This is a genomic window from Vibrio sp. 10N.222.52.B12 (genome assembly GCF_002875385.1).
GTDB classification, from domain to species: domain Bacteria; phylum Pseudomonadota; class Gammaproteobacteria; order Enterobacterales; family Vibrionaceae; genus Vibrio; species Vibrio jasicida.
The window spans coordinates 41,753-68,579 of sequence record NZ_MDAW01000001.1; the positions used below are offsets into that span (position 1 = coordinate 41,753).

Annotated in this window: 30 protein-coding genes; 15 read left to right on the forward strand and 15 right to left on the reverse strand. The window is 45.1% G+C overall.

Features of this window, described 5'->3' with window-relative positions; all coding sequences use genetic code 11:
• Positions 1–6: 6 nt before the first annotated feature.
• Positions 7–447, reverse strand: a complete 441-nt coding sequence (gene soxR / locus BCT11_RS00165) for a redox-sensitive transcriptional activator SoxR (RefSeq protein ID WP_005441477.1) — start codon at positions 445–447, stop codon at positions 7–9.
• A 234-nt stretch (positions 448–681) separates the two neighbouring features.
• On the opposite strand from soxR, the gene BCT11_RS00170 reads away from it, so the two are divergent.
• The 4 genes from BCT11_RS00170 to fusA all read left to right on the forward strand — a co-directional run bounded on the left by BCT11_RS00170 (position 682) and on the right by fusA (position 6,063).
• On the forward strand, positions 682–1,566 hold the full coding sequence (locus tag BCT11_RS00170; protein ID WP_102386817.1) for a LysR family transcriptional regulator: 885 nt from the start codon (positions 682–684) through the stop codon (positions 1,564–1,566).
• Between the two features lie 151 nt (positions 1,567–1,717).
• Positions 1,718–2,722 (forward strand): N-acetyltransferase DgcN, encoded by a 1,005-nt coding sequence (dgcN, locus tag BCT11_RS00175; RefSeq protein ID WP_102386818.1) that lies wholly within the window; start codon positions 1,718–1,720, stop codon positions 2,720–2,722.
• Between the two features lie 26 nt (positions 2,723–2,748).
• Positions 2,749–3,735: an N-acetyl-D-Glu racemase DgcA gene (dgcA, locus tag BCT11_RS00180; RefSeq protein ID WP_102386819.1), complete on the forward strand. Its 987-nt coding sequence runs from the start codon at positions 2,749–2,751 to the stop codon at positions 3,733–3,735.
• A gap of 309 nt (positions 3,736–4,044) precedes the next feature.
• Complete coding sequence (gene fusA, locus BCT11_RS00190) at positions 4,045–6,063, forward strand: elongation factor G (protein WP_102386830.1); 2,019 nt, start codon at positions 4,045–4,047, stop codon at positions 6,061–6,063.
• A 67-nt stretch (positions 6,064–6,130) separates the two neighbouring features.
• Here the strand turns inward: fusA and BCT11_RS00195 are convergent, their stop codons facing one another.
• The 4 genes from BCT11_RS00195 to BCT11_RS00210 form a co-directional block, all read right to left on the reverse strand.
• A complete protein-coding gene (locus tag BCT11_RS00195; protein WP_038876598.1) occupies positions 6,131–6,325 on the reverse strand; it encodes a hypothetical protein in 195 nt (64 codons plus the stop codon).
• A gap of 221 nt (positions 6,326–6,546) precedes the next feature.
• Positions 6,547–6,750, reverse strand: coding sequence for a (Na+)-NQR maturation NqrM (gene nqrM / locus BCT11_RS00200; RefSeq protein WP_038876596.1), 204 nt, complete (start codon positions 6,748–6,750; stop codon positions 6,547–6,549).
• Complete coding sequence (locus BCT11_RS00205; RefSeq protein WP_042602078.1) at positions 6,750–7,253, reverse strand: NifB/NifX family molybdenum-iron cluster-binding protein; 504 nt, start codon at positions 7,251–7,253, stop codon at positions 6,750–6,752. Before BCT11_RS00205 ends, nqrM begins: the two co-directional genes overlap by 1 nt.
• A complete protein-coding gene (locus BCT11_RS00210; RefSeq protein WP_038876592.1) occupies positions 7,250–7,540 on the reverse strand; it encodes a DUF134 domain-containing protein in 291 nt (96 codons plus the stop codon). Before BCT11_RS00210 ends, BCT11_RS00205 begins: the two co-directional genes overlap by 4 nt.
• Before the next feature lie 341 nt (positions 7,541–7,881).
• On the opposite strand from BCT11_RS00210, the gene BCT11_RS00215 reads away from it, so the two are divergent.
• From BCT11_RS00215 to BCT11_RS00225, 3 genes are all read left to right on the forward strand, one after another.
• A complete protein-coding gene (locus BCT11_RS00215) occupies positions 7,882–8,874 on the forward strand; it encodes an ABC transporter substrate-binding protein (RefSeq protein ID WP_038864971.1) in 993 nt (330 codons plus the stop codon).
• A gap of 88 nt (positions 8,875–8,962) precedes the next feature.
• A complete protein-coding gene (locus tag BCT11_RS00220) occupies positions 8,963–9,862 on the forward strand; it encodes a proline/glycine betaine ABC transporter permease (RefSeq protein WP_102386820.1) in 900 nt (299 codons plus the stop codon).
• Entirely contained in the window at positions 9,855–11,096 is a 1,242-nt protein-coding gene (locus BCT11_RS00225) for a glycine betaine/L-proline ABC transporter ATP-binding protein (protein WP_102386821.1), read from the forward strand. Before BCT11_RS00220 ends, BCT11_RS00225 begins: the two co-directional genes overlap by 8 nt.
• Before the next feature lie 88 nt (positions 11,097–11,184).
• Here the strand turns inward: BCT11_RS00225 and BCT11_RS00230 are convergent, their stop codons facing one another.
• On the reverse strand, positions 11,185–11,409 hold the full coding sequence (locus BCT11_RS00230) for a hypothetical protein (RefSeq protein WP_102386822.1): 225 nt from the start codon (positions 11,407–11,409) through the stop codon (positions 11,185–11,187).
• Between the two features lie 198 nt (positions 11,410–11,607).
• Between BCT11_RS00230 and BCT11_RS00235 the strand changes: the two genes are divergently transcribed.
• Both BCT11_RS00235 and BCT11_RS00240 read left to right on the forward strand, forming a co-directional pair.
• Positions 11,608–12,117 carry a copper resistance protein NlpE N-terminal domain-containing protein gene (locus tag BCT11_RS00235; protein ID WP_042604679.1) on the forward strand — a complete coding sequence of 170 codons (510 nt, stop codon included), beginning with the start codon at positions 11,608–11,610 and terminating at the stop codon, positions 12,115–12,117.
• 193 nt (positions 12,118–12,310) lie between these two features.
• Complete coding sequence (locus tag BCT11_RS00240) at positions 12,311–13,123, forward strand: 5'-methylthioadenosine/S-adenosylhomocysteine nucleosidase (RefSeq protein ID WP_039975559.1); 813 nt, start codon at positions 12,311–12,313, stop codon at positions 13,121–13,123.
• A 46-nt stretch (positions 13,124–13,169) separates the two neighbouring features.
• On the opposite strand, the gene BCT11_RS00245 is transcribed toward BCT11_RS00240, so the two are convergent.
• Positions 13,170–14,054, reverse strand: a complete 885-nt coding sequence (locus BCT11_RS00245) for a LysR family transcriptional regulator (protein WP_038864959.1) — start codon at positions 14,052–14,054, stop codon at positions 13,170–13,172.
• 94 nt (positions 14,055–14,148) lie between these two features.
• On the opposite strand from BCT11_RS00245, the gene BCT11_RS00250 reads away from it, so the two are divergent.
• A complete protein-coding gene (locus BCT11_RS00250) occupies positions 14,149–15,057 on the forward strand; it encodes a DMT family transporter (RefSeq protein WP_039975560.1) in 909 nt (302 codons plus the stop codon).
• Between the two features lie 85 nt (positions 15,058–15,142).
• Here the strand turns inward: BCT11_RS00250 and BCT11_RS00255 are convergent, their stop codons facing one another.
• Positions 15,143–16,825, reverse strand: a complete 1,683-nt coding sequence (locus tag BCT11_RS00255; protein WP_102386823.1) for a hypothetical protein — start codon at positions 16,823–16,825, stop codon at positions 15,143–15,145.
• A gap of 327 nt (positions 16,826–17,152) precedes the next feature.
• On the opposite strand from BCT11_RS00255, the gene BCT11_RS00260 reads away from it, so the two are divergent.
• Positions 17,153–18,244: a transporter substrate-binding domain-containing protein gene (locus BCT11_RS00260; protein WP_102386824.1), complete on the forward strand. Its 1,092-nt coding sequence runs from the start codon at positions 17,153–17,155 to the stop codon at positions 18,242–18,244.
• 87 nt (positions 18,245–18,331) lie between these two features.
• Here BCT11_RS00260 and BCT11_RS00265 read toward each other — a convergent pair whose 3' ends face one another.
• From BCT11_RS00265 to BCT11_RS00275, 3 genes are all read right to left on the reverse strand, one after another.
• Positions 18,332–18,850, reverse strand: a complete 519-nt coding sequence (locus BCT11_RS00265; RefSeq protein ID WP_038869168.1) for a glycine zipper 2TM domain-containing protein — start codon at positions 18,848–18,850, stop codon at positions 18,332–18,334.
• Between the two features lie 220 nt (positions 18,851–19,070).
• Positions 19,071–19,418, reverse strand: a complete 348-nt coding sequence (locus tag BCT11_RS00270) for a GlpM family protein (RefSeq protein ID WP_038869166.1) — start codon at positions 19,416–19,418, stop codon at positions 19,071–19,073.
• Positions 19,419–19,437: 19 nt separating this feature from the next.
• Positions 19,438–19,797: a hypothetical protein gene (locus tag BCT11_RS00275; RefSeq protein WP_038869165.1), complete on the reverse strand. Its 360-nt coding sequence runs from the start codon at positions 19,795–19,797 to the stop codon at positions 19,438–19,440.
• 231 nt (positions 19,798–20,028) lie between these two features.
• Between BCT11_RS00275 and BCT11_RS28570 the strand changes: the two genes are divergently transcribed.
• On the forward strand, positions 20,029–20,211 hold the full coding sequence (locus tag BCT11_RS28570) for a hypothetical protein (RefSeq protein WP_038869163.1): 183 nt from the start codon (positions 20,029–20,031) through the stop codon (positions 20,209–20,211).
• 31 nt (positions 20,212–20,242) lie between these two features.
• On the opposite strand, the gene pncB is transcribed toward BCT11_RS28570, so the two are convergent.
• Positions 20,243–21,553 (reverse strand): nicotinate phosphoribosyltransferase, encoded by a 1,311-nt coding sequence (gene pncB, locus BCT11_RS00285; RefSeq protein ID WP_102386825.1) that lies wholly within the window; start codon positions 21,551–21,553, stop codon positions 20,243–20,245.
• A gap of 390 nt (positions 21,554–21,943) precedes the next feature.
• Between pncB and BCT11_RS00290 the strand changes: the two genes are divergently transcribed.
• Together BCT11_RS00290 and BCT11_RS00295 are read left to right on the forward strand one after the other, a co-directional pair.
• A complete protein-coding gene (locus tag BCT11_RS00290; protein WP_005436370.1) occupies positions 21,944–22,669 on the forward strand; it encodes an NUDIX domain-containing protein in 726 nt (241 codons plus the stop codon).
• A gap of 31 nt (positions 22,670–22,700) precedes the next feature.
• Complete coding sequence (locus tag BCT11_RS00295) at positions 22,701–23,354, forward strand: nicotinamidase (RefSeq protein ID WP_102386826.1); 654 nt, start codon at positions 22,701–22,703, stop codon at positions 23,352–23,354.
• A 99-nt stretch (positions 23,355–23,453) separates the two neighbouring features.
• Here the strand turns inward: BCT11_RS00295 and sodC are convergent, their stop codons facing one another.
• From sodC to BCT11_RS00310, 3 genes are all read right to left on the reverse strand, one after another.
• Positions 23,454–23,966: a superoxide dismutase family protein gene (gene sodC, locus BCT11_RS00300; RefSeq protein ID WP_102386827.1), complete on the reverse strand. Its 513-nt coding sequence runs from the start codon at positions 23,964–23,966 to the stop codon at positions 23,454–23,456.
• A gap of 27 nt (positions 23,967–23,993) precedes the next feature.
• Positions 23,994–24,458 (reverse strand): ankyrin repeat domain-containing protein, encoded by a 465-nt coding sequence (locus BCT11_RS00305; protein ID WP_038894425.1) that lies wholly within the window; start codon positions 24,456–24,458, stop codon positions 23,994–23,996.
• Positions 24,459–24,558: 100 nt separating this feature from the next.
• Entirely contained in the window at positions 24,559–26,073 is a 1,515-nt protein-coding gene (locus BCT11_RS00310) for a catalase (RefSeq protein ID WP_198593888.1), read from the reverse strand.
• A gap of 259 nt (positions 26,074–26,332) precedes the next feature.
• Between BCT11_RS00310 and BCT11_RS00315 the strand changes: the two genes are divergently transcribed.
• On the forward strand, positions 26,333–26,689 hold the full coding sequence (locus tag BCT11_RS00315; protein WP_102386829.1) for a VOC family protein: 357 nt from the start codon (positions 26,333–26,335) through the stop codon (positions 26,687–26,689).
• Positions 26,690–26,827 lie beyond the last annotated feature (138 nt).

A 26,827-nucleotide genomic window follows, 5' to 3' on the forward strand; every position in this document is an offset into this window, starting at 1 on the left:
CCGTTGTTATGACTCTTGTTCGTCGAGGGTCAGGTTCGAGCCAGCATGATCTTTACCGAGCACATCTTCTGGGTTTCTTAATGCACAAGTTTCTAGTGAGAGACACCCGCAACCAATACAACCTCCCAAATCGTTTTGTAGCGCTTTGAGCTTTTGAATCTTTTGTTCTAACTGCTCATGCCAATGACTGGCCATGGTTTCCCATTGCTGCTTGTTTGGTGCTTGATGCTTGGGCAGCTCTTCTAATGCCACTTTGATCTCTTCTAACGACAATCCAACTTGCTGCGCTGCTTTGATCACAGCCACACGACGAAGTACGCTGCGATGGTAGCGACGTTGATTACCTTGATTTCTCCAGCTTGAAATCAATCCCTTCTGCTCATAAAAGTGCAGCGCTGATACCTTCACTCCAGAGCGCTTTGCCACCTCGCCTACGCTGATTTCCATTTCTTCATCCTTTTTCTAAAAGTGCTTTACCTCAAGTATGCTTGAGGTTCAAAGTTACACCACGTTAACATATTCAAGCAGACAAAAACGAAGAAATTACAATCATTTCAACGATGCTTGGTGCGATATGATTTCCTCTCACAAACCAGAACCGCACATCCATATAGAGATGCAATCCTTAATGAAGTAAATTAGAGATTCTCATCTTGCTCAATAAACGCAAAGGAAAGCGCAGTGAACTTAAGACAACTGGAAGTCTTCTATGCCATCATGCAAACCGGAACAGTCTCTGGCGCTGCACGTTTGTTACATGTCTCTCAACCAAACGTCACTCGGGTGCTTGCGCATACGGAACAACAACTTAGCTTTACTTTATTCGAACGCGTCAAAGGTCGCTTGGTGCCAACGCAAGAAGCCAAAGCACTGTTACCAGAAGCAGAGAAGGTCTATCAGCAACTCGGCCAATTTCGCTCGCTCACCAATAAGGTGAAACAAGGCACTCAACACTTGAGAGTTGGAGCTCCCCCCGTATTGGCTTCCCAATTGCTTGCTCCAACCGTTGCCACTCTTTCCAAGCAACAAGGTATCTCGTTTGAACTACTAACGGCAAACCGTGATGAGCTATGTTCAGGCTTGCTTAAGCACGAATTGGATGTGGCGATTGCCTTTGGTGAAGAAGCCCCTCCCGCGATTTTGAGTGAGGTTTTACTTAAGCAACAACTTGTTCTAATTGCGCCAAAAGAAGCGCTCAATTCGGACGACGAGACCATTTCGTTTGATGATTTGATTCAGCACGACTTGCCAATCATCGGCTTGGACAGTCGTGACCCGCTTGGTTTATTGCTGCACCAAACCTTAACCGCTCGCGACGAACACTACCAACATCCAATTACGGTGCGCAGTTACGCGGCTGCGGCAGAGTTAGTCAAACACCACGCGGTTTTCGCCATTGTTGATCCTTGGACCGCAAAACAATATCAGCATGATGAAGCAGTCAGCGTGCGCTCACTCTCTCCTACATTGTCGTTTTCAGTGTCAATCTTATTTGCCGAGCACACCCCACAGTCCATTTCTACCAAGCTATTTATTGATTCCGTAAAGCATAAGGTGAATCAGTAAGTTAGTGCTTACCTTTGTCCATAACTTCAAGTTATAGGTGCGCAACAAATAGGCATTCGGCTTCCCTCTTCAAACTGGCTACATTGTTTGAAAACGCCATTACTTGAAAACGTATTGTTTGAAAACATATTGAATGACAGAGGGAACCATCATGCAAATCGCTCAACCTTACTTACTATTTCTCGGCGACGTCACCGACCCACTCGCCGCAAAAACCGCGCGAGGCATTCATCAATGGCGTCCTGAAATTTGCTTAGGGCAACTTCGCCTTACGTCAGAAACCGTCTCCCTAGGTTTAACAGATATGACGCTGCATCAAGCTCAGCAGCAAGGTGCAAAAACCTTGGTGATTGGCACAGCAAATCCTGGTGGTGTTATTCCTGAATCATGGCAGGCGACATTACTAGAGGCAGCGGAAATGGGGTTTGAAATTGCATCAGGTATGCACCAACGTCTTTCTGAATTTGCGCCTTTGAATGACTTACAGCAACGTGACTTAACCAAGTTGCACGATGTACGCCATTACGATGAACCGTTGAAAGTGGGCAATGGTAAGACGCGCTCAGGTAAACGCTTACTAACGGTTGGCACCGATTGCTCGGTTGGCAAAATGTTCTCAGCCCTCGCTATTGAGAAAGCCTTACAGCAATCTGGTTGTAAAGCTGAGTTCAAGGCCACAGGTCAAACAGGCATCTTAATCGCGGGCAGTGGTATTTCGATTGATGCGGTTGTCGCGGACTTTATCTCTGGTGCGGTGGAAGCCATTAGCCCTGAGTTTACAGACCATAAATGGGACATCATTGAAGGGCAAGGTTCACTATTCAATCCGTCTTTTGCTGGCGTGAGTTTAGGCTTGCTTCACGGCGCACAAGCAGACGCTTTGGTATTGTGTCACGAGATCGGTCGCCCGCACATTCGCAACCTTCCTCATGCTAAGTTGCCAACGATTGAACAAACCATCGAAGCGAATTTACAAGCTGCACGTTTAACAAACTCTGACACACGTCTTGTCGGAATCTGCTTGAATACTTCTGCAATCAGTGAAGATGATGCCGCACAGCTTTGCCAAGACTGGACTGAGAAATACCAAGTACCAGTGACCGATCCTGTGCGTTTTGGCGTAGAGCAAATTGCTCAACACATTATTGCGATTTAAGTTGCGATTTAAGGATTGTAGACGCGATGAAAATTCATGTAGAGCCCGTCACCATTGCGATGGCGACGCCTTTCCGTATCTCCCGTGGCAGTCGAACCGAATGTCACGTGGTGCGAGTAACCATAGAGCAGAACGGCATCAGCGCCCAAGGTGAATGTACGCCTTATCCCCGTTACGGCGAGTCGGTGGAATCGGTGATCAAAGCCATTTTTCAAGCCGCCCATGAATTGCAAGGTTTGTTTGCCGGAGGTGATGCGAATATTGTCTCCCTCAGAGAAAAGCTCCAAACCCTTCTCCCTGGTGGTGCGGCACGTAATGCACTCGACTGTGCGATGTGGAACTTACAAGCTAAGCTAGCGGGCAAGCAACACACTCAAGATTTATTTGAACTGCCAGCATCGATTGTCACTGCGATGACTGTGTCGATTAACACGCCAGAGGCAATGGCAAACCAGGCCCGTAGTTATATCGAACAAGGCGCAAAACTACTTAAAGTGAAGCTCGATGGCGAACAAGTGATTGAGCGTGTTCGCGCAGTTCGTGAAGCGGCAGGCGATGCGATGATCGTGCTGGATGCGAACGAAGCATGGCAAGAACTGGATTTAGACGCCACCTTTGCCGCGCTAGCGCCATTGAATATCGCAATGATTGAGCAACCTTTGCCATCGAATGACGATGACAAGCTAAAAGACATTTCGCACCCTATTCCACTTTGTGCCGATGAAAGTTGCCATACGCGCCAACAATTGCATGAATTGGTAGGCAAATACGAGATGGTCAACATCAAGCTCGACAAGACGGGTGGTCTAACCGAAGCCCTACTGCTTGCAGAAGAAGCGAAACGCCTTGGCTTTACCTTGATGTCTGGTTGCATGCTAGGCACTTCATTGGCGATGCGAGCAGCACTACCTATCGCTGTTCAATCGAAAGTGGTCGACTTAGATGGTCCGGTTTTACTGGGTCAAGATGTTGAGCCTGCTTTGGTATATCGAGAAGGTGAAATCGTCCTGTAAAGGATCAGTGATCACCCCATCACCCATTTCATGACCTAGATTAAAAAACAATCACCGTCAGCATGAAATAAGTCACATAAATTACGGGGTTATTACGGCATGCTAATACCGTAGTAACCTCTAATGCGCTTTTTCAGCAAGGTGGTGGTTGTATGTATAGAGTCATCCGAAAAATGACATGGAAGACGAAAAGGCGGTAAACCCGCCCTACTCCAATGCAGTTCGTGCCTGATATCAGGTTTGCTTTGGAACCGTTGATTGGCCGCTAAAGGCTCACTCGGTTTCGCACGTCATTTGCAAGGAGGCTCTATGCCTATCAATAAGATCCGCAACGTCGCCTTTGTCGGTCAAACGGGTACCGGCAAAACCACACTGATAGAAAAACTGCTCTACACCTGCCAAGCTACCAACCATTTAGGTTGTGTGGAAAAAGGCGATACGGTGACCGATTTCGACCAACAATCCATCCAATATCAACACAGTATCGAAGCCACCCCAGTCGCCCTAAGTTGGAATAAACATCGCCTTAATCTCATCGACACTCCGGGACAGAACGAATTACTCGGACGCACGCTCAGCGTATTCCCTGCCGTGGAAACTTCAGCGTTGATCATCGACCCTCAAATGCCCATCAACCAAACAGCTGATCGCTTATTTACCTTCGCGAAACAGCAACAAAAATGCCAGATGATCATCATCAACAAGCTAGACAATCACGGTAATAAGCTTGAAGCCGTGATGGAAAACATCATTGAGCATTTTGGCGATAACTGTTTACCAATCAACTTACCTTCAGCCGATGCCAAATCCGTGGTCGACTGTTATTTTGAGCCAGAATTAGAACGTGACACTTTGCTTTCACGAGTTGAAGATGCTCACGAAACTCTGATTGATCAGGTTATTGAGGTCGATGAAGCCTTAATGGAACTCTATCTCGAACAAGGCTCAGAACTGACAGCAGAACAACTGCACGACCCATTTGAGGAAGCGTTAAGAACCGGACACGTGATCCCAATTTGTTTTGTTTCTTCTGAAACGGGCGCAGGCGTCGAACTGCTCTTAAGAACGTTGGCAGAAATCATGCCGATGCCAAATGAAGGTAACCCACCACTGCTTGAAAAAAATGGCAAAAAGGTCAAAGTAAATTGTGAAGCACTCGAACGCAGCGTCGCGCATGTATACAAAATCAGCGTCGATCCTTACATGGGTAAGTTAGCCTATTTGCGCGTCTATCAAGGCGAAATAAATGCCGGTTCTCAACTCTACATAGGCGAAAACAACAAAGCATTTAAAGTCGGACACCTATACCAATTGCAAGGCAAAGACCGTAGTGAAATCCCTAAAGCGCTGGCGGGTGATTTCTGTGTGTTAGCCAAAGTGGATGAGCTCGAGTTTGATGCCATTGTGCATGACTCCCATGAAGAAGATGGCGTTCAACTTAAAACACTTAACTTCCCAGATTCCATGTACTCACTGTGTCTCAAACCGATCAAACGAGGCGATGAGCAAAAGCTCAGCGATGTGCTTAACAAAATCGCCAGTGAAGACCCATCGCTTAGAATTGAACATCGCGCACGCACCAACGAGACCATCATTAGTGGACAGGGTGAATTCCACCTCAAAGTGGCATTAGAGAAAATGTTCAATGTTTACAAGCTGGAGGTTGAAACCAGCCAACCAAGTGTCGAGTATTTTGAAACCATTACTAAGCCTGCTGAAGGGCATTACCGCCATAAGAAACAAAGTGGCGGAGCTGGTCAGTTTGGTGAAGTGCAGTTAAAAGTGCGCCCCCTAGAACGGGGAACTGGCTTTAAGTTTGTGAATAAAGTGGTCGGCGGAGCGATTCCAACCTCACTTATCCCTGCAGTAGAAAAAGGCATTGTACAAGCTCTTGAAGAAGGAGCTATTTCTGGTAATCCAATCAAAGATGTCGAGGTAACGGTTTACGATGGTAAATACCACTCGGTTGATTCAAAAGAGATCGCCTTTGTGATCGCCGGTAAAAAAGCCTTTTTAGACGCCATCAATAATGCCGGACCAATTGTATTGGAACCGATTGTTCAAATGGAACTGCATATTCCAACATCGAATGTCGGTGATGTGTCTGGCGATCTTTCAGGGAACCGAGGCTTGATTGAGGGTACTGAGCCTATCGATGCGAACTTCACCATGTTAAGAGCAAAATCTCCAGTTAACGAACTGCAAGATTATGCCCGACGATTGCGCTCAATAACGGGGGGTGAAGGCAGTTTCAATATGACGTTAAGCCATTACGAACCAGCGCCACCAGCCATACAAAAACAAGTGTGCGACGAAGCAACGCAGTAAAGTTAAGTTAGCACTGGTTTCAACAAAAACGCCCTCAATCTAGAGGGCGTTCTCATTACTAATCAAATTACTTATCAAGTGACAAACCTATCTGGCTGAGCTTGCTTTCGAACGCTTCCACACTTTCGGCCTGATAAGTTGGAGAACCGTTAAAGTAGCGAGGTTTCTCTGGCAACATCGCGTTTTTCAACTCTTTTTCCTGATCGACATTGTCATGGTAAACCGTCACGCGATTTGGAATATCCTGTTTCATTACAGCCATTTTGGTTCTCCTTTATTAAGACGAACTTAAAGCGTAGATGCGAACAAAAAATGCGCAAAAATAGACCAGCGAAAATTTGATCTTCTAGACAATATTAATTTCATTTCCATAATTCGCTCAATACTGGTTTGCACGGACAACACACAAGCTAGCAAATACATTGAATGGATTAGACGCTCATAACTAAAATGACGTGAAGCCGTCGAACTTTGAGCCAAGCGCTAGCGTTTCGAGCGTGGTTCTTGGATCTGATATAAACGGCGTTCGCTCTCAGCACATGTAATTTCGCAGTTACAGACCTTATCCACACCCACGTTATTCAGGCCACCGCAACTGCCTTGAATACGTTTGTTGTGAAATATCACGCCCAGTGACATCAACAAAATGATGGTTAGGAAACCTAAAAAAGTGAATAGCCAAACCATTACTTCACCTCTTTCACGTAAGAAGAAACCAATGCTTTAAGCTTAGCCGGACGAAGCGCCATGAGTGCTTTTTTTGATTGAGGTTTGGGATTGAGTAATAACGAAGGCACTTCTTTGCTTTTACTGCTACAACCTCTACAACTGTCTTTTTTGGCGTGATTGGTTGAAGGTCGACCCTGCGTGGCAACCGTGAGAGGTGAACGTGGTACTCCTAAAACATCATCAAGTGAACTGCGAGTAGACAACTTAAACACTTGCTTACCACTACTTAGTAACTTGCCTAAAGCGCGTTCACCAATATTGCGAACCAAGACCGCATCGACTTTGTACTCATGCAAGGATTGAATAAGCTGAGACTTCGCTTTGCAGCCAGCTTGAGGCATAGAAGCGATGTTTGCTAAGTTCTTTAGTAAACCGTCGGAATCTGAGTAAATCGCAATATACGGTGCTTTGACAAAATGGTTGGCGACGCGTTCGCCGTCGTTTGGAATGGCATAAATCATGAGTTTGACTCCTGGTCAGGAAAAACTAATGCATGACCCTCAACTAGGCTTTTCGCAACTTTAAAACGTGCGCTTTTCACCGTATTTCCGAAGGTTTGGCGAGAGACGCCCATTTGCTCGGCCGCTTGCTGTTGGCTTAACCCTTCAAAATCAGACAAACGCAACGCTTCCAATTCTTCTGGCAAAATATCGACTTTTTCGAGTTCATAAAATGGAACTCCATTGGGTTTAAAACAATGGTGTGCAGCACGTCCACATATGCGTCTTTCTATTTTTGGTCTCGCCATGACAACCTCTCTACATAACGCCTTCACATTACACCTGTTTATGGCATATGCCAATTACAGTTTTTAGCATATGCCAATATCTTAGTTTGCAAAAATCGACGCTTAAGCGAAATATTCTTTAGACATCTAACAAATTAGCGCTCAGCATTACAAACCACCATACGATTCATCGCACTTCACATCAGAAAAACCTTTAATTTATGTGGCTATTTTCATCTAATTCTCACGAACACATTCACACCAATTAACAATTGAAACTATAATTCATCTAATACATTAGTTTGAACACTAATGATTAATTAGTTACCCTAAGTAGGCTATTTAGAGAAAGGAAACTCAATATGACGTACAAAACTCCCTTACTACTAGCGATTGGTGCGCTAGCAGCGACCAACGCAAACGCAAGTGAGTGTGGAACGGTTACCATTGCAGACATGAACTGGAACTCTGCGACACTGATTGCTAACGTGGACCGTTTTATTCTTGAGCACGGCTACGGCTGTGATGCCGAACTCATCCCTGGCGACACCATGCCAACCGGCACCTCAATGATCGAAAAAGGCCAACCAGACGTTGCTCCTGAGCTTTGGAGTAACAGTCTCAAAGATGCGTTAGATAAAGGTGTGGAAGAAAAGCGCCTTCGTTATGCCGGCAAAGCTCTAGTTGATGGCGGTGAAGAAGGATTCTGGATTCCTGCTTATCTGGTTAAACAATACCCTGAAATGAAAACCATCGAAGGTGTGAAGAAGCACGCTAAGCTGTTCTCTCACCCAGAAGATAAAAGTAAGTCTGCTTTCTACAGTTGTCCTGCGGGCTGGAACTGCCAAATCAGTGCGGGTAACTTATACAGAGCGATGGATCTTGCAAGTGCCGGTTTTGACATTATCGACCCAGGTTCAAGCGCTGGCCTATCCGGTTCTATCGCAAAAGCTTACGAACGTGAACAAGCGTGGTTTGGCTACTACTGGGCGCCGACGGCTGTGTTAGGGAAATACGACATGGTGAAAGTCGATTTCGGTAGCGGCGTCGATTTAGAAGAGTTTGTGAACTGTACAACTCAACCTGAATGTGATGCACCAAAACCAACCATGTACCCACCTTCACCTGTTCATACCATTACTACAGAAGAGTTCGCTTCACGTTCTCCTGAGGCTTATAACTACTTCTCTAAGCGTGGCTTTACGAATGCGGACATGAACCAGCTATTGGCTTGGATGGAAGACAATCAAGCTGACGGTGAAGAAACTATGTTCCATTTCCTAGAAAACTACCCACAAATTTGGACCGCATGGGTTCCTCAAGACGTAGCTAAAAAAGTGCAAGGCGCACTGTAAGACTTAGACGTTTCGTAAACGGTATAGGAATACCGCATTTGTTGTATGCCGAGGCTCAATAGAGCCTCGGTAAGAAAAGGAAGTAAACATGTCTGACTCGAACTGGCTGAGCGAATTTCCAGAGATGGATCGCTCCGATCTTAGAGCCATCCGTAAAACGCTCGATGGTGCCTACCGTGATTTTTCTCGTGAATATGGCGACCTTATTGAATCCTTCTTCGACCCATTACTCTCATTCCTCGTTTGGTTCGAAAAACTGCTAATCTCTACCCCTTGGGTGATCATTCTCGCCGTCTGCACTGCATTAGTTTATGCAGCAAGTCGATCTTGGAAACTTGGTGTCGCGTGCTTTGGCTCTCTCTTGCTCATTGGCTATTTCGGCATGTGGGAAGACACCATGCGAACACTCAGCATCATTACTGTGTGTACTATGCTCGCCATTGCCCTTGGCATCCCCATTGGTATTGCGATGGCCCGCTCTAACCGAGTGCAATCCGTCGTAACACCACTGCTGGACGTAATGCAAACCATGCCAGCCTTTGTCTATCTGATTCCAGTCGTTATGCTGCTTGGTATCGGTAAAATTCCGGGATTGATTGCGGTGGTCATCTATGCGATACCGCCTGTCATTCGCCTTACCAACCTTGGTATCCAGCTTGTAGACAAAGAAGTGCTTGAAGCCGCCACCGCTTTTGGCGCGAGCAAGAAACAACGCTTGGTTGGAGTTCAACTCCCACTGGCAATGCCAACCATCATGGCGGGCATTAACCAAACTATTATGATGGCGCTTTCTATGGTCGTTATCGCTTCGATGATTGGCGTAAAAGGCTTAGGTCAGCCTGTATTGAAGTCGATTACCAACCAATATTTTACACTTGGTTTGTTAAACGGCTTGGCCATTGTGGCATTGGCAATTTTATTCGACCGTGCATCACAAGCCTACGCGAAACGCACTCAAGCGCATTTAGGAGATCTGAAACATGACTAAGCCTCTTATCGAAATCAGCGGCCTGTATAAGATCTTCGGCCCGAAACCGCAAACCGTCATTGATCGTGTGAAACAGGGACAAAGCAAAGACCAAATACTTGCTGATACGGGTCATACGGTCGGATTGAAAGACATCAATCTACAAATCAATAAAGGCGAAATTTTTGTCATCATGGGTCTATCTGGCTCTGGTAAATCGACAATGATTCGCCACTTCAACCGCTTGATTGACCCAACGATGGGGCAGATTTTGGTTGAAGGTGTCGATGTGATGAAACTTTCACCAAAAGAGTTGGAAGAATTTCGTCGTCACAAGATGTCGATGGTATTTCAACGCTTTGGGCTGCTCCCTCACCGCACTGTCGTAGACAACGTTGCTTACGGCCTTGAAATTCAAGGCTTCAAGAAAGATGAGCGCCTTGCAAAAGCGAACGAGTGGTTAGAAACCGTTGGTTTAAAAGGCTACGAGAACCAATATCCAGCCCAGCTTTCTGGTGGTCAGCAACAACGTGTGGGGCTAGCGCGCGCATTAGCAACCGATGCAGAGATCCTATTGATGGACGAAGCTTTCTCCGCTCTCGATCCTTTGATCCGAAGTGAAATGCAAGATCAGCTTATCGAACTGCAAGAAAAGCTGCACAAAACCATCATCTTCATTACTCATGATTTGGACGAAGCACTTCGTTTAGGCGATCGCATTGCGATCTTGAAGGACGGCGAGTTAGTACAGCAAGGTTCTCCAGACGAAATTCTGCTTCATCCTGCTGATGAGTATGTAGAGGCGTTTGTTAAAGACGTGAACCGTGCCCGCGCGCTCACAGTTGAAACCGTAATGCAGCCACCAGCGTACCGCATTGCAGCAACAACTATCGAGGAAGCCCTCATCGAAATGAAGCGTGTGAAGCAAGATTATGCCTACCACGTGACCGACGAAGGCTATCAAGGTGTTGTCACCAAAGAAAGCTTATTGGACGCAGCGAAGACTGACGGTGCGCAAGAGTTGGATGACGAGATTTACGAGGAAGTACCTGTTGTCTCTCCAGACACGGTTATTGAACAAGTTCTGCCTGATACCATGTCATGCGATTACTCACTCCCAGTTGTTGATGACGAAGGTAACCTGCAAGGTGAGCTAGAACGCAGCGCCGTAGCAGAGATCTTCATTGATGCTTCAGAAGAGGAAGCACCATCAAAGGAGGTCAAAACCCCTCCGCCAATGGATAAGGCGTCCTAATAGGTTAAAGGCTCATCATCTGATGAGCCTTTTCTATTTTTCTAGCTATCTCTGTCTTGTTACCTACTGGCTCTAATTAAGAGTGCAACTATATAAGTAAGGCAAAAACCAACAGACACAACACAATACCAAACAGAAGAACTCGCCCTTTCATCTCTGATGATACTGGTCGATGAGGCCGTTTACCTAGCGTCAGAATATACAATCCCGCATACCCAATACGATAAACAACGCTATTTAAAATGAGTTCAAACATGAGCCAACGAATAAGCGAACCCAATACTCGGGCAGTTCCTATAAGTAATTCTTCCATTTTTACTTCCCTGTCTTTCTATTTGCAAATCACTGACGTTAAAGAGTTTTTCTAACAAAGGCAGATCAATGGTTTGCTTTCTTCTGACGCAGGTGTAGGAAACGAGTCTATTATTAAGGCCATATACCCAAGTGACCTTAGCATACATGCTTCGAGATCATTTCGGTATATCAACTTGTTGATTAAAAGAGGAATAAAATGAAAAAGACACTATTAGCACTCACCAGTGCCGTATTTATTTTAGCCGGCTGTCAGGACGAGAAACCAGCAGAGACAACCACAGTTGACGTTCCTCAGGCGACAGAAGTTGAAAGTACGGTTGATGCAACTCCTATTGAAGAAGAGCAAGTGATCACGACTGATACGTTTGTCGATTCTGGCCACAATGCGCAAAATGCACTGGATTGGAACGGCATATACAAAGGCAAGCTTCCATGTGCAGATTGTGCAGGAATCGACACAACGCTAACACTGAATGAAGACGGCACTTACTCATTGGTAGAGCTGTATGAGGGTAAAGAAGGTGAACCAATCAAATCTGAAGGTAAGTTCACTTGGAACGAGTCTGGCAATACCATTACTTTGGTCGACGAGTCAGGTCCAAACCAGTATTTCGTTGGTGAAAACATGCTAATGAAACTGGATATGAATGGCGAAAAAGCAACAGGCGAGCTAGCGTCATTCTACAACCTAAGCAAAATGCCTTAGCGCTAATTCATCATTCAATTTAGTCCTGATAGAACATAAATCCGAGCTTCCCCCGCTCGGATTTTTTATTTCTCGTTATTTAGAATGAAAATCAAAAAAAGTCATCCATTAAGAAAATTAACAAATTCATCAATTGACGCAAACGTTTGCTATTGATAGATTGCGCCATCTTTTCCTTTTGTAAGTATGTCGTATGCAAATTCTTAAACGTTTCGCCGCACTGGTTCCTGCCGTGCTTTCATTCTCTGTTTTCGCTCAAACTCAACCAATCCTAGTTCAAGGTGCAATGGATATTGAAACCAGCACGCTTGTAGAAGCCCTAGATGACGCAAAAGAAACCACCGTTGGTTCTTGGACTTTCTGGCAAGGTGAAATCGACGGCTACCCAGTCGTGGTATCTCGTACCGAAGTTGGCTTAGCGAACGCAGCCGCTTCTACCACGATTGCGATTGAACACTTCAATCCTAAATACATCATCAACCAAGGCACATCTGGCGGTCATGACCCTAAGCTTTACCGTGGTGATATTGTTGTCGGTGAAGCAAGCTTCAACATGGGTTCATACAAGTCTGAATTTACTGAAAAAGGCAAAGGCATCGACCCAACGAAGTGGCAGAACTTCGACGTAACCATGCGTTTACGTGAAGACGGTGAGTTTGTTGAACATAAACAGTTCAAAGCGGATCCGGCATTGGTTGAAACTGCTCTTTCTTTGTCTGAAGAATACAAAAAAGGCAAAGTTGTAAAAGGCTTGATTGGTTCAGCGGACGAGTGGAACCGCGAAGTAGACCGCATCAACTGGTTCCATGAAACGTACGGTACATCTGTTGAAGAGATGGAAACCTCATCAGCGGCTTTGGTTGCTCAAGCTTACCAAGTGCCATTTGTTGGGATTCGCATCTTGTCGAATACTGACCAGCACAAACAAGACTTTGACCCGCAAACCGCTGTCGATTGTCAGCTATACACGATTGATGTGATTAAAGCGCTGATCAAAAAGCAATAGTCGCTTTTTGAGTCGCAAAGGGAGGCACAACGCCTCCCTTTCCTATTTATAGGCACTGCTGCTTGAGCCAGTTTGTCAGTTTTATAATTTCGGTCTGACGGGCTCGGCTCTTTTTGTGCACAAAGTAAAAGCTATCTCCCGTCTCCAAACCGTGCGAAGGGATATAAACCAAATCTTGAGCCTTATCCCGTTCATTCAACATGAAGTCATTGGCAAACGTAATGCCCTGATCGTAACGAGCGGCTTCGATGGCCAGCAACATGTGGCTGAAGTGCTGCATGTCGATGTTCTTTGGAAGCTCATAACCACCCACGCTGCACCATTCTGCCCAATCTTTACCACGCTCACGATAGATGGAGTCAGTAGAAAGAATCGGATAGTTCCAAAGCGCATCCGGCAACGGCTGGTCTTGAATCTCCTTCCAAAGATTCAAACTACAAACTGGGTACAAAGTCTCATCATACAAACGTACCGCCATGTAATTACGCTTCGGTTTTTGAACCGTAATGAAACAGTCTCCGACACTGTCCGTTTGTTCAGGATCACCCGCAACCATATTCAAGGTAAGGTCGATATCGGGGTGTAACCGCTTAAAATCCGCCAGACGTGGTATCAACCATTTCACCGCTAGCGAACTGTATATCGCCAACCTTAAACTGCCCTTATCGCCCTCTCTCACTTTCTGACTAGCCATTGCGATCGAACTGATGGCGGGGCTGATGTCTTCAAGATAACGAGCTCCCGTTTCCGAGAGTGACAGTTTGCGTCCTTGACGAATAAACAAAGCTTCACCGAGATAATCTTCGAGTAAACGTATTTGATGGCTTACCGCACTTTGAGTCACGTTAAGCTCCTCTGCAGCGAGTGAAAAGCTTAGATTGCGCGCGACCGATTCAAAACAGTGCACCGCTCTTAAAGGTGGCAGTTTCATTATCTAAAAATCTCATACTTAAACTAATAAATATCATTTCACTTCATCCTATGACATCCCCTACTCTTTGGCAAAGAAACAGGAGAGGAATAACGTGAAAGTCACATCTGTCGGTGCAGCCATGCTGCTATTAATTGTTGGTAACCTAATTGCGGTGCTCTCAGACGCTTTGATCAAAAGCGTCGGTAACGAGGTGCCGGTTTTTCAGTTCGTATTTTACCGACAATTGTCCGCTGTGATGATGTTATTGCCCGTGTATTTATTCACTAAACAAACCCCTCTAATGGAAGGCTTTAAATGGCATGCTGTGCGTGCTCACGTGTGGTTGACGGGGGCTATTTTTATGGTTTTTGCGATCTCTTCAATGCCGCTCGCAACCGCCAATGCGATCTTCTATGCAGCTCCACTTATCATGTTGCCACTTGCCGCGTTCTTTTTTGCTGAGAAGCTCTCTGCTCAGTCTATCGCCGCTGCCGTCATGGGCTTTGCTGGCGTGCTTGTAATTATTCGTCCTGACCAAATTGATTGGGCGGCATTATCAGCATTAGCGGTCGCGATAACTCTAGCCATCAACAACTTATTGATCCGTAAGCTGCCAAAGAATCAATCCGTCGTCCACACGCTATTGATGACTAACCTCGCGGGTATTCCAGTATCTCTGCTGCTTGTGTTTATCGAAGGGGAAGCATGGGATTGGAGTTCATTCCCAGTCGCGACAGGATCTAGCTTATTCATTATGATTTATGCGGCAACTTGTGTACTGGCTTACCGCTCTATTGATAGCAACAAAATTGCCAGTGCCGAATACAGTGGTTTAATTGGCGCTGTCTTCGTTGGTTTAATCTGGTTTGGTGAAGTACCGGATATCTTTATGGCGATTGGCACAGTGATGATTGTCGTTCCTTTGATTTGGCTATCCAAACGCGAGCGTAGAAAACAAAAACAAGCGCAAGCCGAAAAACAATTGGAAGAACAAAATCACCATCAAGCACCTGCGGCGTAAATGGACTAAAAAGCCGAGCATTCATCGCTCGGCTTTTTTACTTTAGGACGAGACAGACAAATCTTGCCTCTCGCTAGTTATCAACTTACTGGTTTTTGATGGCGTTAATGGTTAACGCTTTTTGCTCTAACGCTTTAAAGTCAGCGCTCTGCTTAATTTGGTTCAATGTGTCAGTAATATCGAACGTTCCAACCGCCTGCTTTGCGGCCTCAAAGGGTGTCACTCCTTTTTCCAATTGAAGGATGTCATAGCCTGCCGCCTTCAACGCATAAATTGCGGCTGCACCACTTGGATAGAAGTACCCCCAACCAAACTGAGACTCCACACTTTCACGGTTTTGATACTGAGTCGTAAACGCGTAACTATCAACAAACTTGAGCTCGGAGAAATTCGGTAGCGCATTTCTCAATGCCATCACTTCAACATACCAAGCACTGCCTTCAAACAGCTCTTGGCCAAGTCCCATATTCTTCGCATAACGCTTACTGCTGGTATCAATATTGATTTGCTCCTGAGTCAAAGCGATGTATTGCTTGAGCATGGTTTTCGCTTCGTCTTGGGTCATTGTTTTAGGCAAAGATTTAAACAGGTCCAGTACCGCTAGCTTGTAAGTAATCTGCTCTACATTCACAGGGTAACCGTTGAGCTCGTTGAAGTAATTGGCAGGGTCGCTAAAGTGCTCCAGTTGATAATCATGAAACATCTCATGCACAGCTAATGCAATGGTGTTGCGTTGATGCTCACCTTTTACGAAGGTCTCTGAGGGCTTATACACTTGGAGATAGTACTTCGCTCCGTTAAACGTATATTGCCTTTCATACACCCTATTACCTTTGTTTATTACGTCATGAAAGACGTGCATATTGGTTTCGTACTGATAGATATTCAGTGCGCTACTTTCATTGACGCCTAACTTTTGTGCTTCTCCTGGGACTTTGGAAGGATTGACCAAATAGGCAGTGACTGGTGTGCTGCTCTTTTCATCCAAACTTAGAAAGTAAGCTGGCGTACCTGATAAGTAGTCCCCATAACCGCCCCAAAGGGATTGGAATTTCAGTGCATTCACAGAGGCATTAAGTTGCTCGAAAAGCTTACTATCAACCTCACTGGTCAAAGACGTTTCGCCTTCAGGGGAGACAAGTTTACCTAGGCCGTATTTGGTTATCTCTTGCTCAGACATATTGTGTATGTTTTGTGCCGACGCTGCATTAATCGTGAAGTAGTAGAAACCTTCAGGGTCTGGCAAACCCATCTTCTTGTAGTAATCAATGTAAGGTTGATGATACTTGTGACCGACAGGGAAATCCGTTGCGACTTGGTCTTCGGTTGCCCATGAATGAACGCCAATCGTTGCACCGCTTTCAATTGTTCGATTTACACCAGCCAAAAATAAATCTGTACCGCCAGAGGCAATCTGCCCACTGCTTGCAATATGGGAATCCAGCTGTTTAGCACGAACTTGGTAAGCCAGTTCCAGGTTTGATTCATCATCAACGGAACCATCAATACTAATGAACTGAAGCTGCTTCACGTTACTGTGTTTCGCCATCATTTGCTCGAACGCCTTTGGGGAGCCCTGACAAATCACCCCTTGCAATTCTGCGATGTCTCCTTTCACCACAAATGACAAGCCAGACTCTTGAGCTGACAGTTGGTCACCACACTGGGACGTAAATGTGTTAGATTCCGTAGCGCTTCCATCTTTCCCTTCTGAACCACAACCAGACACCGCCAAGGCAATGCTCATGGCCAATACTCGTTTTTTCATTCCTTTCTCCAATAAAACACCGTTCAATATTGAGGAGCATGATAAACAAAAAAACTGCACTTTCTTCTGATTCTTACGTTCGCTTACACGCGCTTAAGAAACCTTCAGTAATGGCGTTTTTGTAAGTGAGCAATGTAAGTGCTTGCATGTCAGTCACTGGTGAAAGTCGTTGTTAGCATCAACTGCTATAGTTAAAACAGTAAATAAAAACTAGGGCAGTGCTGAATTCGTCATCGTTTCCATTAACTTCTGATCATGTTTGCATTCTAGGGTGACTCATCGCCGTGGATACAATTCATTCACTGCCTCTCTTTTGAGGGCCTGTGCATGCAAAATGGTTTCCAAACGACACTTCGATACCTAGTCACTTCAACACTTTGTTTCTTTGTTTTATTCAGTACTTTTTCTCATGCAGCTCAATTAAAAGTTGGGACCTATCCATGCCCACCCTTTGTGATCGGCTCAGTCGATACTCAACTGAATGGTTTAAGTGTTGAGCTGTGGGAATTGATTGCGAAGGAGATGAATGTGGAGTTTTCCTTCGAGCATCACCCGTTAGATGATCTGCTCAATGCCATTGAAGCTGAGCAAATAGACATTGGTGTCTCCTGTATATCCATCACACCAGAGCGTGAACTTTTCGCTGATTTCTCGCATTCTTTTTATGAAACCCACCTCGCCATAGCAGTAAAAAATCAGGGGTATTTTCATACCCTACGATCCATATTTTTAAACCCTGCGTTATGGCTCATCATTGGTATCATTGTTCTTATTGCTGGTGTTATTGGTGCCTTCTTCTATGCATTAGAGAAAGGGAATAATGAAAAGCTCTACTCAATGAAAAGCCGCTCAGGCCGCTGGATAGAAAGCTTTATTCTCGGCTTACTCTTCATCACTCGCGGGCCGTTTAATTACTTCGAATTTAAAAGTTTAACCGGACGAATAGTTACCGTGTTTATTGGAGTGTTCAGTATGCTTTTCATCGCGAGTATTACCGCGGTATTAGCCAGTAAGCTCACTCTCAGCCAAGGCGCTTCACAGATAAAAGGGATTAACGACCTTGCCAATGTCAAAGTGGGGACCAAAACCGCAACCACCTCGTCTTTGTTGCTAACAAGCTTCGGTATTCGTCATCAAGATTATCAAGACATGACCGCGCTTTTAAATGCATTGGATACAGGAGAAGTCGAAGCCATCGTTGCCGATGACGTCGTGCTCAAATACATGATTGGTAACGGCAGAATATCGGGACAATATGAAGATTTAGAGGTGCTACCTTACCAGTTAGAAAAGCAGAACTATGGCTTCATCATTACGGAAAACAACACGTATGAAGAAGAAATTAACCGTGCGCTTCTGCAAATTCGTGAATCACGGAAATGGCGCAAAACGTTAGTCGATTACTTTGCCGATAAGTAATGTCGAGTTGCCATGAATCTTAATTTTCATTGAAATAAGAAAAAGCCCTTTAATCTAAAGGGCTTTTAGGTTCAACTAAGTCGGCAATTATTGCGGTAGTACTACTTTGCCATCTTGAATTGGGAATGTCTTACCTGCTGGCTTGCTTTGCATACGAACGGTTGTTGGCGCGCCAGCAACTTCGTAAGTGACATCGTAACCTACTACTTTCTCAGAAGTGGTGTATTCTGTGTGACATTGCTTTTCAGTTGACGTGACTACATCACCTTTCTGCACATTGTCTTGAATCTTACGACCTGTCATTGCACCTGCAACAGTACCGGCTGCAGTTGCAATCACTTTACCAGAACCACCACCAATTTGGTTACCTAAGGCTGCACCTGCTGCTGCTCCGCCTACAGTACCAAGTATCTTGTTGTTGTCTGTTGGTTCAACTTTGTGAGTTACGACTACATCTTTACATACTTGATGTGGGTTCTTCACCGTTTCCGTCACAGCTTCAACCAGCGTGATGTTTGCTTCTGTTGGTGCTGGTGGTGTCTTGTCTTTACAGCCTGCTAGAACGGCTACAACCGCAGTTGCGATTGCGATAGATTTCATATTCATGGTTTACTTCCCAGTATGGTTATCTTTGCTTGGCGGTATAGTAAATCTAGAAGAAAAATTCACATCAGGTGAAAACAAACGTCCGGTCATTAGCAGGTTAAAATACAGCGTTTTATAAACACTGTGTTAGAGAAAACTCAGAGAAAGGTCAATTGGAGCGAGATCACATCAGTTTGAGCAATGAATATTGCGTTAAATACAATGCTAAGTTGAGCAAACTTTAGGCAGGCACCATCCAGCGAGTCCAAAATGCTAACAGCATGGTTGCAAAAAGTATCCAGACCAGAGTTGCGGCGGTGAGTGTGCCAATAAGGCTCAAACGATAGCTGAAGTAAAATACCGAAATCAGATAAGCGGCGTAAGGAATCAAAGAATAGATGCCAAACAATGCCGTTTGGCGAAGCGCTTCCATATCTCGATCACTGCCCACAATAAAATGCGCAATCAATGCGAAGGTCGGAAACAAAGGCACCAAACCAGCAATATAGAAGCTTTTTGATTTAGAGAGCATGGCAATGATCAACACAGCGCAAGCTCCGAGTATCGATTTTAAAAATAGACTGGTCATTAATAGGTTAATAAAGTGACTACGCTAAACTCAAGAACAATTCATCATCCGTCAGGTATTTATGACGATGGCTGAGCGTTCGCAAATGCATAAACATAAAATCAGGAAATCCTGGTGCAATCATATTGTTCGGCTCCCAAAAAATGCCGCCAACAAACACGTAACGCCCTTGTTTCTCTTCTTCATGTAGTGGGTTATTGATTGGTGTAGTAAGCTCTGCACGACAGCCTTCAACAACACAAACAATCTGACCTTTGAAGATCCCGATCACTCGTTTCACAAGATTCGCTTTTATTCCACACTTCCAAGCTTGGCGCGTTGCCCACTCATAGCCGTGTTTGTTGATCGCTTTTTTCTGTAGATGCACAACCAAATTCATCGTTCATTCCTGACTTGACCTTTGCTTGTACTATAACCAAATCGCCTGTTAGGTTTGCCGATATTAATTTATCGAAACCATAGAAGGTAAAAATCAAGAAACGAGAGCGTTACAACAATTCGCCTTTTACCTAACGATTTTTAGGATTTTTCTGACATCAGAAACCGCGTTGTGTTGCATAAAATGGCTGCATATTTATAAAAATAATGACAGCGATAGTAAAGGTGACGTATGGCTTTTGATGACTACTGGAAAAAGGTGCGCGAAAAGCACCTGAAAAGTGCCAATCTAGAAGGGCTTATTGTAAAGAGGATACGTGCGAACACAGGAAGTAAGCGTCTTCCCTATCGCATGAAATGTGGCGCACTATGCGAAATAAAATACAACGAAAGTTGCGCCACAGAGAAAGAGTGATGACAAAACATCACCCTTATTCATCGATAGCTTAAGCGTCGATAAGGTAGTTATCGCCTTCGTCTTCGAGGCGATCAATCAAAACACGGCACTCATCAAGATCGAGCGGTTGCTCAAAACGACGCTTCAAATTCATCAGAAAGAAGATATCTTCGCACATCGCTTTCTCTGGCTCATCGCTGATTTTCGCAACAGGTGAGCCGTTGCATGACACCATTTTAATAACGATAGACAGAGGTTTGTACGCAACACTTTGTGCGTTCACGTACTCGCCCATATCGTTTGCCAAAAACGTACCAATACCAAAGCTAATTTGTACTCGACCTTGGAAGTGCTCACAAATGTCCAGTGCTTGATCAAAGTTTAAGCCGTCTGTAAACACCAAGGTTTTCTTCATTGGGTCGATGCCAAGCGATTGGTAATGCTCAATCATCTTCTCGCCCCATGTGTAAGGGCAGCCACTGTCATGACGAACACCAGCGTAAGCATTACTTAGCTCTTCATCGAAGTCTTTTAAGAACGCATCAATACCAATGGTGTCTGTTAAAGCAATGCCTAACGCGCCATTAAACATCTTTTGCCAACGCTGCAATGCTACCTTTTGTGAATCACGAACATTCACCAGCGCTTGATGTCCCATAAACCATTCGTGTGCCACCGTACCGATTGGTGTGAGATCGAGCTCTTTCGCCAAATGGTAGTTACTGGTTCCAGTTAGGCTGTCAGGTAACTCTTCGCTCAGATACTGCAGCATTGAACGCTGGGCTTGGAAGGAGAAACGACGACGGGTCGACATATCCGCAAACTTAAAGTTAGTGATATTGCGGCGTGTTAGTTCGGATTTTAGATGACTAACTTTCTCTTTAAGAACAGATTGGAATTGCTCGACTGGAATGTCTGCCCAACGTGCACGGCTGCGCACTTCGGACACAATACTCATAATAATGGTTTCGTAGAGAATGGTTTCTTTCCAAAGACCATTGATGGTGATGCGTAATTGGCTTGTGCCATCAGCCATGGTTTTAGTATTGAAAGAAACGTCACGTTGAGGGTTAAAACGAAATGCATGCAGAGCGTCAACAAACTCAGAGCTAAGATAAGGCGCGACGCCTTTCATGTACTCGATTTCTTCTGCCGAGAAAGTGATGTCTTGCAGTTTTAGAACTTCCGCTTTCACATCTGGCAGTAGTTCAGACAGGTCTTCTTCACTGCGAACAATGAATTTGTAGGACACCATCGCATCTGGATAAAGCGTTGCAACAGCACTCATCATATTCACTTTGTATACGTCAAAATCTAACGCACTTTGAATGATGCGAGACGAAAATAAATTGGTGGTCATTCGGAGCCCTTCTACACGCCCTTTTTCGTTTATACCCAAATTCCCTCAGCACGGTGCAAACCGCATCTTATTGTTTTCCCAACGAAGTTGGTGGGAAGTTCTCAACAAGGCAAACTTGGGTATATAACTTGTTGTTACTAACTAAATTGCGTAAACAATAAACACCCACTATTAGTTTGTCAACTTTTGTTACTAACCACTCTTTTTTATAAGGTTTTTACGCACAATAATCCAACAGCTATTGTGGATAACCTGAATATATACGCACATTCTTGCTTAAACATCACCACTAAGAAAATACATGTACGTTTCTAACAATCGGTTACTTACCCATTGATTGACTACTTGTTATGCGCTAGATTACTTACAAATCAATCTCAGGACCCAATCATGATCGTAACTGTCGACATCATTCCATTCAGACTATCTGGCTGTGCCGATAAAGGGTTGGAAGTGTTGCTGATCAAACGCTCAAATCCAGAACGCCCCTACCACGGCGTGTGGGCTTTGCCTGGTGGATTTGTGTTTGATAAAGACATGACGCACGAAGGTGGACGAGCAGCAGACGAAAACTTCGAAGCAGCGCGACGTAGAATCTGCCGTGAAAAAATTCACACTTACCCTCGCCACTTTAGCGAAGCTTTTGTCGATGGCGACCCAAAGCGTGACCCTGAAGATTGGAGCCTGAACATCACCCACTACGCCTTAGTAGACCGCAATAACAAAGAACAAATCGACAACGCTGGTGTTCCAGAATGTCATTTGAAGTGGTTCCCACTGCAAGCAATCCTTGATGGTGAAGAAACCCTCGCTTTTGATCACCAAAAGATGATTGAAAAGGCATGGCAGAAGTTGCGCGCCTCTATCGAATACACCTCGGTCCTGTTGTTCGCACTTGATAAAGAGTTTCTGGTTGCCGACATCATTGCCGCCTATCAAGAGTTCGGTATCGACATCAGTCGCATGACGATCAAACGCCGCTTGATTGATTCAGGTGTACTCAAGCCAACCAACAAAGTCGCTTCCACTAACAAAGGTAAAGGTGGTAAACCAGCGATGGTCTACACCCTAGCAAGCGACGAAGTGACCTTTTTCCAAAACTGTTTGCGTGGCTAACGCAAGCATAAAGACAGACAAGGAGTCTGCCATGACAGTTCGAGTTAATTACCAAACCACCGCAGTGATCGACGTGGATCCTGAGAAAGGTTTCACCGAACTTTGCCCTGACGAACTGCCAGTCACCGGCGCATTAGAAATCGTTCCAGAGCTATTAAAGAACCACACTAAAGGTTGCTTAAAGCTCGTTAGCCGTGATTTGCACCCACCAAAAGCAGCTTGGGATGCAGAAACGCCAGCGAATATGCTTGAACCTGTAGGCCTACCTAATGTGGACATTAAGTGGAACCGCCATTGCGTGCTTGGTACTACGGGCGTTGAACTGCTGGACGGTCTACCTCCTGTTCTGGAATACGATTTCCAAGTCAACAAAGGCATGGACCCAGACGCACACCCTTATGGCATCTTTTTCCACGACGTGGCTGATACCAAAACTACAGGTGCGAATGAGTTCCTTAAATTCAACAACATCGATACGGTTGTTGTTGGTGGCTTAGCGCTTGATTTTTGTGTGAAGAAGTCCGTCACTCAAGCTCTCGATTTAGGTTTCAAAGTGATTGTGAACTTAGCCTCTAGCCGCGCAGTATTGCCAGATACTATTGATGCAGTGATTGCGGAGATGGAAGAGAAAGGCGCAGTATTTGTTAGCAATGCAGATGACATCATCGTTGAGAATTTCGCGTAATTTGCGTCGGTTTGAACCTAAGCCCATCAGCTTTTGCTTAAAAAGAAAACGGTCCAACTTATCTGGACCGTTTTTTGTTTGTGGCATCTAAGAAGGGGATTACTTAATCACACCACACACAATGCGAGCACCGCCGCCGCCAAGTTTCGCCGGATGGTCAGAGTGGTTATCGCCCCCCGCATGAACCATCAAAGCACGACCTTTTACGTCATCAAGTTTTACTCGTGGTGCCAATACTGGCTGATCCGCGACACCATGAGCATTCACATAAAGTGCTGGTAAATCGCCAAGGTGATTGTCGTCCGTCCAAGGGAAGCCATGCTTACCTGTTTTTTCTGGGTCATAATGCCCTCCGGCAGCACCGCCAAGTATCGTTTTACCTTCTTTGGTAATGCTGTCGCACGAGCCGTTAGTGTGTAGGTGGAAGCCATGCGTACCAGCAGGTAAACCCTGTAGTTTCGGCGTAAAAACGGTGCCGTAATCACTGTCGCTGATCATCACACTACCGATTGATTGTCCAGAGCCAAGGTCAATCATTTCTACGCTTATTGTCTCGGCAAAAGTTGGGGAAGAGATAAGCGTAAGTGCAGCAAGCCATGTTGTTTTATTCATACTGTGGGTCCTATTTATTGTTATTTATCAGTGTTGAAGTGATTTCAACACATTGGATTGACCATAGATTTCGGCAAACTCTTTCAAATTTAACCCTGCTTTATTGCGCAGCTCTGGTGAACAGTCCGCTTGATAGAGGTCTTTCGCTATGCCAATTTCACGCTTGATGAGTGCTCCCATTAATGCAGTGTTACCACGTTTATCTTGCAAGCAGGCGTTAGCGCCAGAATCGAGCAGCAAGCGAACGGTTTCTCGATGTCCTTGATACGCTGCCACCATCAATGCGGTATAACTTTGAGCGTTACGTTGGTCGATTGGGAAGCCTTGAGAAACAAATGTATCGACCACTTCGTTATTGCCAATTCGCGCTGCGTCAAAGAACAGTTCAACCAGAGATTGGTATTCCTCTTCCAGTTTGTCTTCGGCAGCTAATAAGCTCAGCGAAAAGCTCAAAGAGAACAGAACGGCACTGAGCAAAAACACGGTTTTCATTTACTCACCCTCACTAACAGAATTTGAGAATGACCCACGGGAGCCCTGATTTTCGGGCAGAAAAGAGCAGATAAATCTCCCGCAGGTCAAAACTTATTGCTTACATCATCGCTTTGTTTTTCACTTGCTTGAGATTGGTATCTGTCGCCTCAGCCAGACGCGTACCGTACTCTTTATCTGCGCGATAGAAATAGCTCACCATGGTTTCCTTAACGTCTTTATCCATCACCTTGTTCAGGTCACCCGCTAAGTTGGCAATCAAATCACTCTGGTCTTGCTTGTTCATGCTGCGGAACAACACACCCGCTTGGTAGAAGTTACGAGGATTGCTGATCGCTTTTTGTTGAACAGTACCAACCAGTTTGGTTTCAACCGCTTTAAATTGCGTGTCTTCTGCCAGCGCCAGTTTACGGCTTGGTTCGTAGTTCACATCACCATTGCCTTGCTTCGCGTTGTTGCTCAATCCATCTTGGTTATGGTTGTTCACTGATGCTAAAGGACGGTTTACTGGCAACTGGAACAAGTTCACACCCACGCGGTACAGCTGTGTATCTGCATAAGCGAACAAACGACCTTGTAGCAAACGGTCTTCCGATGGCTCGATACCAGGAATCAAATTCGAAGGCGCAAATGCCGACTGTTCAGTGTCTAAAAAGAAATTTTCTGGTAGGCGGTTCAACGTCATAGTGCCGACTTTTTGATCTGGCACATTCAGCCATACTTTGGTCGCATCCAACCCGTTGTAATCCAGTTTGCTCAGAGCTTCTGGTGACAGCACCTTCACGTAGAGATCCCACTTAGGGTAGTTACCACGCCCAATCTCTTTATACAGATCATTGGTTAAATGATTGAAATCTTTACCCTGCATTGCGGTTACTTCATCAGGACGCAGGCTTTCGATACCTTGTTGGCTCTTCCATTGGAACTTTACGTAGTTCACATCGCCTTGCTTATTAATCCACTTATAAGCGTGCACACCAAAGCCGTCCATCGTGCGATAGCTTGCTGGCGTACCTAGGTTGCTATAAACCCAAGTCAGCATGTTGGTCGCGCTCGGCTCATGACTGAAGAAATCAAAGAATCGGTTTGGATCCTGAACGTTGGTAACAGGAGACGGTTTTAGAGAGTGCACCATGTCCGGAAACTTAATTGAATCGCGGATGAAGAACACAGGCAGGTTGTTCCCTACCAGATCCCAGTTACCCTGTTCAGTATAAAATTTAGTGGCGAAACCACGAGGATCGCGAAGTGTCTCAGGTGATCCTTTTGAGTGAATAACGGTCGAAAAACGAACGAAAACAGGGGTTGCCTTTCCTTTGTTAGTAAAAGGAGCGGAAACCGTTAAGTCACTAAAATCACCCGATGCAACAAACTCACCATGAGCACCTGTACCACGAGCATGCACAACACGCTCAGGAATACGCTCTCTGGCAAAACGCTGCAATTTTTGGATCAGGTGAACGTCTTGCAGTAATACGCTGCCGTTTTCACCTGCTGTGATTGAATTCTGGTTGTCACCGACTGGTGCACCGTTGTCTCTTGTCAGGGTTTGCGCCTGCAGAGATGTGCTGGCTAAGCCAACTGTAATTAATAAAAAGCTTTTTGACATCTGCATGGTTGCTCTCCAATGCGTGCTAACCATTTGACCAGTCGAGTGGTCAATGGATACTCAAAAGCTCTTTTCTGCCCACGAAGAATATATCTTCAATGATTACATTTGTTTAATGGGAAATAACGATAGATTTAATAGGGATAACCAATGAAATTTTTGAGGTTTTATCAGTTTGATTAATAAAACCTAGACTCGGGCTGAGAAACTCGATGGAAGAGATAATACACTGACAGAAAAGCACAGTGATGAAAAGGACACCAGAATGCACCAACATGAAAAGTTAAATTACGTTGAGTTTGGCACGCGAGACATCAATGCGACTAAACAGTTTTTCGAGCAAGCCTTTGGATGGCGCTTCGTTGATTATGGTCCTGAGTACAGCGCCTTTTCAGGTCAAGGCTTGGACGGTGGCTTTTATGCAGCAGAGCAAGTCAGCCAAACAACAAATGGGGCAGCACTGTTGGTGTTCTATAGCTCAGATATTCACGCTACGTTAGCCAAAGTCGAACAGTTCGGAGGGCAAGTCATCCGCCCTATCTTCGAATTCCCGGGAGGTTGTCGTTTCCATTTTACCGAACCAAGTGGCAATGAGTTCGCGGTCTGGTCTGAAAAGCATTAATTAATGACAAGTAAAACAGTAATTAATGACAGGTAAAACAATAACGTACCACCGCATTCGATAATTGACTCGAAGAGTTACAAACCCGCTCGCCCCGCCTTTTCATTTATTGATAGCGCGGGGCTAATTATATGGTCC